Below are 8901 nucleotides of genomic sequence, written 5' to 3' on the forward strand. Positions count from 1 at the left end.
GGTTCGATGGCGCGGGCGAAATGCAGCCGCGCCTCGCAGCGGCCGAGCGCGGGCAAGCCTTCGGCCTCGCCTAGCTCGCGCATGGCGGGAGTCAGGCGTTCGCGGTCGAGCACGCTGATCGCCAGGCCCGTCTCCACTGCGCGCTCGATGGCGTGGATGCTGGTACTGGTGAACAGCGCATGCCAGGGCCTGCCGAGCCGCTCCAGGGCTTCGGTGGCCAGCGCCCGGTAGGGGCAGTCGACCTCGTGCAGGGCCAGCGGCAAACTCTCCCGCTCGATCAGGTTAGCGTGGCGCGGTGCGGCCCATACCGGCGTGGTGCGCCATAGCGGCTCGCCACCGGGCAGTGCGATGGGCCGGTCCAGCACCACTGCCAGGTCCAGCCGCGAGCGCTCCAACTGCCGCACCAGCTCGCCGCTGGTGGCCGTCACCGCTTGCAGCAGCACCTCCGGGTGGTAAGCGGTGAACTCGGGCAGCACGTCGCCGAGCAACTCGCGGGCGTAATCCTCGGGCAGCCCGAAGCGCACCTTGCCCCGTAGCCCGCGCCCGGCATAGCGAGCAAGCATCCCATCGTGCATGCGCAGCAGCTCCCGCGCCTCCTGCAACAGCGCCTCACCGGCGGTAGTGGGCACCACGCCGCGAGGGCCCCGCTCCAGCAGGCGGACGTCGAGCAACGCCTCCAGGCGCTTGATCTGCATGCTGATGGCGCTGACGGTACGGTGCCTCTGCTCGGCCGCCGCCGCCAGCGAACCAAGCTGGGCCGCAGCCTGGAAACTGCGCAGCAGTTCGAGATCCAGCGTTGCCGATGAGACTTCAGCCATATTGAACTCTGCCTACAAAATATATCGCTTCATTGAAACCGGGATGACCTTCAAGCTCAAGCACCGTCATCGAGAAGGAGTACGACGATGCCAGCACAGGTCCTCGCGCTACTGATCGCCGCCGGCTTCGTGGTGTGCTGGAGTTCGGGTTTCGTCGGTGGGCGGCTGGCCAGCGAGCTCGACACGCCGGTGCTCGACCTGTTCGCCTGGCGCTTTCTGCTCGCCGCGCTGCTGGTGGCGCTGTGGTGTCGCCTGACGCTTGGCGCGCTTCCGGCAATGCGCGACATGGGACGGGAGATGCTCGTGGGCAGCCTGACCATGGGCGGCTACCTGCTGGGAGTGATCGTGGCCATCGATCTCGGTGTCAGCGTCGGCATCACGGCGCTGATCGCGGCTCTGCAGCCACTGCTGGCGGCAGCACTGGCCGGACGCTGGCTGGGCGAGCGCCTGGGCGCCTTCGGCTGGTTGGGGATGGTGCTGGCCACCCTGGGCGTGGCGCTGTGCGTGGGTGACGACATGCAGCGCTCGCTGGATGCGCCGGGCTGGGCCTATCTGCTGCCACTGTTGTCGGTCGCGGCAGTGACGCTCGGCAGCCTGCTGGCGGTGCGCCAGTCCTCGGTACTGCCGCTGCCGGCGGCGCTGCTGGCGCAGCTGCTCGCGGCCGGCGGTATCTTCCTGGTGGCCGCCTGGGCGATGGGGGGCGGCAAGCTGACCGCCCCTGGCTTCGAACCTGCCGTGCTGGTGAGCATGAGCTGGCTGGTGGTGCTGTCGAGCCTCGGGGGCTACGGCTTCTTCGTCGTCAGCCTGCGTCGGCTCGGGGTCACCCTGACCTCGGCACTGGTGCATCTCACGCCGGGAGTGACGCTGCTGTGGGCCACGGCGATGTTCGGCGAACGCCTCGGCCCCACCGGCCTTGCGGGAATGGCGCTCGCCGGGGCGGGCGCCGGTCTGGCTATTCGCAGCGCTCGAAGATCAGATCCCACACGCCGTGCCCCAGGCGCTCGCCACGGGCCTCGAACTTGGTCAGCGGACGAAACTCAGGACGCGGCACATAGGGCGCCGTCGCGGGCGTCGCCGTATTGACGTAGCCCGGCGCGACTTCCATCACCTCGGCCATCCATTCGGCATAGGCCTGCCAGTCGGTGGCCATGTGCAGCTTGCCGCCCAGCTCGAGACGGCTACGAATCAGCTCGACGAAGGCGGGCTGAACGATACGCCGCTTGTGGTGCTTCTTCTTCGGCCAGGGGTCGGGGAAGAACAGCTGCAGGGTGGCGATGCTGGCCTCCGGCAGGCACTGTTCGAGCACCGCCAGGGCGTCCTCACGGTAGACGCGGATATTGGTCAGGCCGCGCTTGTCGGCCTCGTCGAGCAGCTTGCCCACGCCCGGGGCATGCACCTCGATGCCGATGAAGTCGGTATCGGGATGGGTCTCGGCCTGCTCGATCAGCGAGGCGCCCATGCCGAAGCCGATCTCCACCACCCGCGGCGCCCGGCGTCCGAACAGGGCGTCGAGATCCTGCCGCCCCTCGGCCAGGGTCAGGCCCAGCCGCGGCCAGACCTCTTCCAGGCCGCGGGTCTGGGCCTGGGTCATGCGGCCGGCGCGCAGCACGTAGCTCTTGATGCCGCGACGATGCAGCGGGGCGTCCGGCCCTTCCGGGCCGGTGGTCGAGGGGTCGCGTTGCGGGTCACTCATGGATTCGTTGCGGCTCCGGTGAATTCAGCCGTTGATGCGGCCGGCAAAGGGAGAAGAGGGGTCGGCGCTCTGACGGCGCGGCATGCGTCCGGCGAGGAACGCCTCGCGCCCGGCCTCGACGGCCTTCTTCATGGCGCTGGCCATCAGCACCGGCTGGCGGGCGTGGGCGATGGCGGAGTTCATCAGCACACCGTCGCAGCCCAGCTCCATGGCCATGGCGGCGTCGGAGGCGGTGCCGATGCCGGCATCCACCAGCACCGGCACGTTGGCGTGCTCGATGATCAGACGGATGTTGTGCGGGTTCTGGATGCCGTGGCCGGAGCCGATCAGCGAGCCCAGCGGCATGATCGCGCAGCAGCCCAGGCGCTCGAGCTCCTGAGCCACGATGGGATCGTCGCTGGTGTAGACCATCACGTCGAAGCCGTCCTTGATCAGCTCTTCCGCCGCCTTGAGGGTCTCGACCACGTTGGGGTAGAGGGTCGAGTCGTCGCCGAGCACCTCGAGCTTGACCAGCTTGTGGCCGTCGAGCAGCTCGCGGGCCAGCTTGCAGGTGCGCACGGCATCCTTGGCCGTGTAGCAGCCGGCGGTGTTGGGCAGCAGGGTGAAACGCTCCGGCGGCACCACGTCGAGCAGGTTGGGGCCGTCTTCCTGGCCGAGATTGGTGCGGCGCACGGCGAAGGTGACGACCTCGGCCCCCGAGGCGGCGATGGCCTCGGCGGTCTCGTCGAAGTCCTTGTACTTGCCGGTACCGACCAGCAGGCGTGAGGTGAAGGCGTGGCCGGCAATCCGCAGCGGCTGATCCTGAAAGAAGTCTGTCATCGCGTGGGCCTGTGTCTGTAGCGGGTCTTGAAGCGGTAACCGTCGGCAGGTGGCAATCAGCCGCCACCGATGGCGTGAACGATCTCGATGCGGTCGCCGTCGGCCAGGCGCGTGGCATCGTGCTCGCTCTTGGGCACGATCTCCTCATTGCGTTCGACGGCGATGCGCCGACCGCTCAGGCCAAGGTCGTCGACCAACTGCGCCACCGTGAGGTCGGGGGCAAGGTCGCGGGGCTCACCGTTGAGCTGGATCTGCATGGCGTCCCTCTTCAGTTGACGAGTGTCGCGGGCCCATATTGTAGCCCCTTAACGCCTCCCGGGGTACGGTAGGCGCCAATCCCAATCCCCGAAGGAGGACGAGATGCGCGATCGCGGATGGTGGTGCCTGGCGGCGCTGTCGGGCGGAGTGGCGGTCATGGCCGGCGCCTTCGCCGCTCATGCCCTGCAGGGTCAGCTGCCGGAGCGGCTGCTGGCCGCCTTCGAAACCGGCGTACGCTACCAGATGTGGCACACCCTGGCGATGCTCGGCGTGCTCGCCTGGCGCGCCACGCATCCGCGGCACGGGTTCGGCATCGTGCTGGGCCTGTGGGCCGTGGGGGTGCTGCTGTTCTCCGGTTCGCTATATGCCATGGCGCTGACCGGCCTGCGCGGCCTGGGCATGATCACCCCGTTCGGCGGCGTGCTGATGATCGCCGGCTGGCTGACACTTGCCGTGGGAGCCTTGCGCGCCGGGCGCGACGCTCAGTCGGAGTCGGGAATGGCGTAGGTGGCGGTGACGTGGGCCACAGGACGCTCGTCGCCGGCGGAGAAGAGCTGTACCTCGCCCACCGCCAGGCGGCGGCCCAGCTTGATCACGCGGGCATTGGCGATGAGGTCGCGGTCGCCGCGGGCACGGCGCAGGAAATGGCAGTTGAGATCGGTGGTCACGGCCATCGGCTCGGGGCCGATCTGGGCCAGGATGGCCACGTAGAGACAGACATCGGCCAGCCCCATCATTGTCGGTCCGGAGACGCTGGAGCCGGGCCGCAGATGCTCGTCCTCGATAGCCAGACTCATGGTGGCGCGCATGTGATCGACCGCCTCGATGGTGCCGGCACGCTGGGGAAAGACCTCGTCGAGAAAATCTTCGATGGCGGCGGCGGTCATCACGGTCATCGTCGGGCTCCCTGCTGGTTGTGCTCGTGGCTAGCGGTTGTGATCGTGGAGCCCAACATAACCCAAAGCGCCCCGGGCGGGTACCCGGGGCGCAGTGGATCAGACGTCGGTCTGAGGACGAGACCTTGAGGATCAGCCCGCCTTGTGCACCGCCCGCCAGTGGTGCAGCAGCGGCTCGGTGTAGCCGGAGGGCTGCACGCGGCCCTTGAAGACCAGGTCACTGGCCGCCTTGAACGCGGTGGAGGCCGCGAAATCGGCACTCATCGCGGTATAGGTCGGGTCGCCGGCGTTCTGCTCGTCGACCACCTTGGCCATGCGCTCCAGGGTCTTCTGCACGCGCTCGGCGTCGACCACGCCGTGGTGCAGCCAGTTGGCGATATGCTGGCTGGAGATACGCAGCGTGGCACGGTCCTCCATCAGGCCCACGTCGTGGATGTCCGGCACCTTGGAGCAGCCCACGCCGTGCTCGACCCAGCGCACCACGTAACCGAGAATGCCCTGGCAGTTATTGTCGAGCTCCTGCTGCAGCTCAGCGTCGGACCACTCGGCCTTCTCGGCCACCGGCACGGTGAGCAGCTTGTCGAGCAGCTCCTCCAGCAGGGCAGGCTCGCCCTGGGCCTCCAGCTCGCGCTGGATCTCGCTGACGTCGATCTGATGATAGTGCAGCGCATGCAGGGCGGCGGCGGTGGGCGACGGCACCCAGGCGGTGTTGGCACCGGCCTTGGGGTGGCCGATCTTCTGCTCCAGCATGGCCGCCATCAGGTCCGGCATGGCCCACATGCCCTTGCCGATCTGGGCCCGTCCGCGCAGGCCGCAGGCCAGACCGACCAGCACGTTGTTGCGCTCGTAGGCGCCAATCCAGGCGGCATTCTTCATGTCGCCCTTGCGGATCATGGGGCCTGCTTCCATGGCGGTGTGCATTTCGTCGCCGGTACGGTCGAGGAAGCCGGTGTTGATGAACACCACGCGCGAGGCGGCCTCGGCAATACACGCCTTGAGGTTGACCGAGGTGCGACGCTCCTCGTCCATGATACCCATCTTGAGCGTGTCACGGGCCAGGCCCAGCAGGTCCTCGACGCGGCCGAACAGCTCGTTGGAGAAGGCGACTTCCTTCGGTCCGTGCATCTTCGGCTTGACGATGTAGACCGAGCCGCTGCGGGAGTTGCGCGGATCGTTCGCGCCCTTCTTGAGATCATGAATAGCCAGCAGGCTGGTCACGATGCCGTCGAGAATGCCCTCGGGCAGTTCGTTGCCGTCGGCGTCGAGCACCGCCGGGGTGGTCATCAGGTGGCCGACGTTGCGCACGAACATCAGCGAACGGCCGGGCAGGGTCAGGTTGCCGCCGTCCGGGGTAGTGTAGCTACGATCGGCGTGCAGACGACGGGTGAAGGTCTTGCCGCCCTTCTCGATGGCCTCTTCGAGATCGCCCTTCATCAGACCCAGCCAGTTGGCGTAGACGCCGACCTTGTCCTCGGCGTCGACCGCGGCCACGGAGTCTTCGCAGTCCATGATGGCGGTCAGCGCGGCCTCGACCAGCAGATCCTTTACGCCGGCCGGGTCGGTCTTGCCGATGGGGTGGCTGGGATCGAACTGGATTTCCAGGTGCAGGCCATGGTTGGAAAGCAGAATCGACTCCGGGCTTGCCGCCTCGCCGCTGTAGCCGACCAGCTTGCCCGGCTCCTTGAGACCGGTCTCACGGCCGCCTTCGAGACTCACGACCAGGTGGCCGTCGCGCAGCACGTATTTGACGGCATCGCGGTGGGAACCGGTGGCCAGCGGTGCGGCCAGGTCGAGCACGCCGCGGGCGTAGGCAATGACCTTCTCGCCGCGCTTGGGGTTGTAGCCCGAGCCCTTCTCGGCGCCGCCCTCTTCGGAGATGGCGTCGGTGCCGTAGAGCGCATCGTAGAGGCTGCCCCAACGCGCATTGGCGGCGTTGAGCGCATAGCGCGCATTGCTCACTGGCACCACCAGCTGCGGGCCAGCCTGAATGGCCACTTCACGGTCGACGTTGGCCGTGGACACCGTCACCTGTGCCGGGGCGTCCACCAGGTAACCGATCTCCTCGAGAAAGGCGCGATAGACGCTCATGTCGCGTACCGGACCGGGATTCTCACGATGCCAGGTATCCAGCTGCGCCTGCAGCCGCTCGCGCTCGGCGAGCAATTCACGATTTTTCGGTGTCAGATCATGAAAGATGGCGTCGACCCCGGCCCAGAAGCTCTCGGCATCGATGCCGGCACCCGGCAGGGCCTGGTCGTTGATGAAACGGTCCAGCTCAGCGGCCACCTGGAGACGATGGCGAGTAACGCGTTCGGACATGGAAGAGTCTCCTCCTGCGTGGCGGCCGAATATCCTGCTCTCGGCTCGCCGCAATTCGTGGGGGTGATACCACTGCGAGGCGCCAATTTTGTGGAAAACTGTTCCATATGTAAACCCGAAGGAAGGGCTACCCTACTAGACATAGGGTTAAGAGTCGTTTTTCTGACCAAATGGTCAACAAATATCGGCTACCGCAGCGATCTTTCGGGAAGCGCTGCACAAGTCGATGAAGCGAGTGCAGTGGTTTCCCTCACTCGACAGCATGGCCGGAAGTTATACTCACTGCACGCTCGGTGTCGCGACAGATGAAAGGAATCGAAGGGAAAGTGTCTTGATCCGCTGGAGCACGTCATGACCGACTTTACGCCCCTGCAGGCGCTGGGACCGGTGGCGCCCTTTCGTGCCGAAGGCGAGCCTTCGCTGGCGAGCTATCTGGCGCATTACGGCCTGGCGCCGCTGCTCACCGAACATGTCGGACTCTACGTTGGCTATACCGGCACTCAGCGCTATCAGCTGTGGACCCAGGTATGGAACCCCGCGGAGCCCATCGGCACGGCCTTCGTGGTGCACGGCTACTACGATCATCTCGGTCTCTACCGCCACCTGTTGCAGCGGCTGCTGGAGCGTCGCTGGCGGGTGGTGATGTGGGACCTGCCAGGCCACGGCCTGTCCAGCGGCAAGCGCGCCTGCATCGACGACTTCGCGCATTACGGAGAGTGCCTGAACGCGTTGCAGGAGCAGCTGGAAGGTAGCGGGTTGGCCCCCCGGCCCTGGCTGGGAGTCGGCCAGAGTACCGGCGCCGCCATTCTCGCCACCGACGCCCTGAGTCACCCCGACGAGGATCGCTGGGCTGGCCTTGCACTGCTCGCGCCCCTGGTGCGCCCTTTCGGCTGGCCCCAGGCGGGGTGGCTGCACAGCCTGGTGGGCCCCTTCGTCGAGTCCCTGCCGCGTCGCTTCGGCGCCAACTCCACCGACGCCGAGTTTGCCGCCTTCCTGCGCGAACACGATCCGCTGCAGCCGGAGCACCTGTCGCTCAATTGGGTCAGCGCCATGCGCCGCTGGATGCCTCAGCTGCTCGCCCTGCCCCCGCGTGACCTCCCCACCCTGATCCTTCAAGGGGAGCAGGACGTCACCGTCGATTGGGAGTGGAATCTGGCGGTATTGGAACGAAAATTTCCCAAGGCCCGCATCGAGCGTCATCCGGAAGCGCGCCATCATCTGGTCAACGAAGCCGAACCCATCCGCGACGCTCTGTTCAGATCACTCGACGGCTTCGTCGAAGAGCTGGAGCAGCGCCTGGCACCGGCCGCTCAGGAGCCTAACATTCGATGCTGAGACACATCGCGCTGCTCGCTCTTCTCATCCTGCTGGCGGGCTGTGCCGCCCAGCCTCCCGAGCCCGATCCCATTCGCCGCGCCCTGCAGAACCTGAGCGACCGCGCCGTCGACCGGGTGATTCAGGTGGATGCCCTGCAGCCTCCCGCCGACCAGGTGCTGCTGCTGGTCTCGCCCCAGGTGGACGATAGCCTCGAGATCGACAGCGACCGCTTCCTCGAAAGCCTCACCCGTGCCCTGCTGGGCGTGAGCGATGGCCCCCAGGTGATCGATTGGCGGCCGGCGATGGCCGGAGAGGGCGGCGCTCACCAGTGGCGCATGGAGAGCCGCCTGGAAGCCACCGCGCCGCGCCTGCGCCTGACCGACCGCGACCTGCTGCCCTACCGACTCACGCTGTCGCTGCATCGCCCCGACAACGACGGCGCCCTGTGGCAGACCGAGGTCGAGGGCGCCTTCGACGCCACGGCGCTGTAGCCCCAGGCCGTAGCCTTTCTAACTCTGCCTCAACTGGCGATCTAGCTGCCGATAGCCGATCGCCTCCATCAGCTCGCCGCGCTCCGGGTGCGGCTTTTCGGTGAGATCGGCCAGGGTAAGCGCCATCCGCAGCACCCGGTGGTAGGCCCGTGCCGAGAGCCGCAGGCGTTCGAGCACCCCGGCCAGCCAGGCGCGGTCGGCCGTGGAGAGCGCGCAGGCCGCCTCCAGCTCGCGCCCGCCCAGGTGGGCGTTGAGGGCGCCGCGGGCGTACTGGCGCTGGCGAGCGGCCA

Annotated in this window: 9 protein-coding genes and 2 pseudogenes; 4 read left to right on the top strand and 7 right to left on the bottom strand. The window is 67.3% G+C overall.

What is annotated here, in order from left to right:
• The coding region (locus tag B8115_RS00600) for a LysR substrate-binding domain-containing protein (protein WP_010625786.1) at positions 1 to 818 on the bottom strand (818 nt) is incomplete at its 3' end.
• Positions 819 to 905: 87 nt separating this feature from the next.
• On the opposite strand from B8115_RS00600, the pseudogene B8115_RS00605 reads away from it, so the two are divergent.
• Positions 906 to 1760, top strand: a pseudogene (locus B8115_RS00605) (DMT family transporter); the annotation flags it as partial.
• A 10-nt stretch (positions 1761 to 1770) separates the two neighbouring features.
• Here B8115_RS00605 and trmB read toward each other — a convergent pair.
• Genes trmB through thiS form a run of 3 tightly spaced genes read right to left on the bottom strand, consistent with a single transcriptional unit; the run spans position 1771 to position 3587 of the window.
• Positions 1771 to 2511: a tRNA (guanosine(46)-N7)-methyltransferase TrmB gene (trmB, locus tag B8115_RS23845; protein WP_010625788.1), complete on the bottom strand. Its 741-nt coding sequence runs from the start codon at positions 2509 to 2511 to the stop codon at positions 1771 to 1773.
• Between the two features lie 24 nt (positions 2512 to 2535).
• A complete protein-coding gene (locus B8115_RS00615; protein WP_010625789.1) occupies positions 2536 to 3330 on the bottom strand; it encodes a thiazole synthase in 795 nt (264 codons plus the stop codon).
• 56 nt (positions 3331 to 3386) lie between these two features.
• Positions 3387 to 3587 (bottom strand): sulfur carrier protein ThiS, encoded by a 201-nt coding sequence (gene thiS, locus B8115_RS00620; protein ID WP_010625790.1) that lies wholly within the window; start codon positions 3585 to 3587, stop codon positions 3387 to 3389.
• A gap of 103 nt (positions 3588 to 3690) precedes the next feature.
• Here thiS and B8115_RS00625 point away from each other — a divergent pair, with 103 nt between their 5' ends.
• Positions 3691 to 4095, top strand: coding sequence for a DUF423 domain-containing protein (locus tag B8115_RS00625; RefSeq protein ID WP_010625791.1), 405 nt, complete (start codon positions 3691 to 3693; stop codon positions 4093 to 4095).
• On the opposite strand, the gene B8115_RS00630 is transcribed toward B8115_RS00625, so the two are convergent.
• Positions 4071 to 4484: a PaaI family thioesterase gene (locus B8115_RS00630; protein ID WP_010625792.1), complete on the bottom strand. Its 414-nt coding sequence runs from the start codon at positions 4482 to 4484 to the stop codon at positions 4071 to 4073. The two genes, B8115_RS00625 and B8115_RS00630, sit on opposite strands and share 25 nt — an antisense overlap.
• Before the next feature lie 132 nt (positions 4485 to 4616).
• Positions 4617 to 6803 (bottom strand): malate synthase G, encoded by a 2187-nt coding sequence (locus tag B8115_RS00635; RefSeq protein ID WP_010625793.1) that lies wholly within the window; start codon positions 6801 to 6803, stop codon positions 4617 to 4619.
• Between the two features lie 351 nt (positions 6804 to 7154).
• Here B8115_RS00635 and B8115_RS00640 point away from each other — a divergent pair, with 351 nt between their 5' ends.
• Positions 7155 to 8138: an alpha/beta hydrolase gene (locus B8115_RS00640; RefSeq protein ID WP_010625794.1), complete on the top strand. Its 984-nt coding sequence runs from the start codon at positions 7155 to 7157 to the stop codon at positions 8136 to 8138.
• Entirely contained in the window at positions 8132 to 8611 is a 480-nt protein-coding gene (locus tag B8115_RS00645; RefSeq protein ID WP_010625795.1) for a hypothetical protein, read from the top strand. The genes B8115_RS00640 and B8115_RS00645 overlap by 7 nt, the downstream gene beginning before the upstream one ends.
• Before the next feature lie 18 nt (positions 8612 to 8629).
• Here the strand turns inward: B8115_RS00645 and B8115_RS00650 are convergent.
• Positions 8630 to 8901, bottom strand: a pseudogene (locus B8115_RS00650) (ATP-binding protein); the annotation flags it as partial.

The organism is Halomonas sp. KM-1 (genome assembly GCF_000246875.1).
Lineage (GTDB): Bacteria > Pseudomonadota > Gammaproteobacteria > Pseudomonadales > Halomonadaceae > Halomonas > Halomonas aerodenitrificans.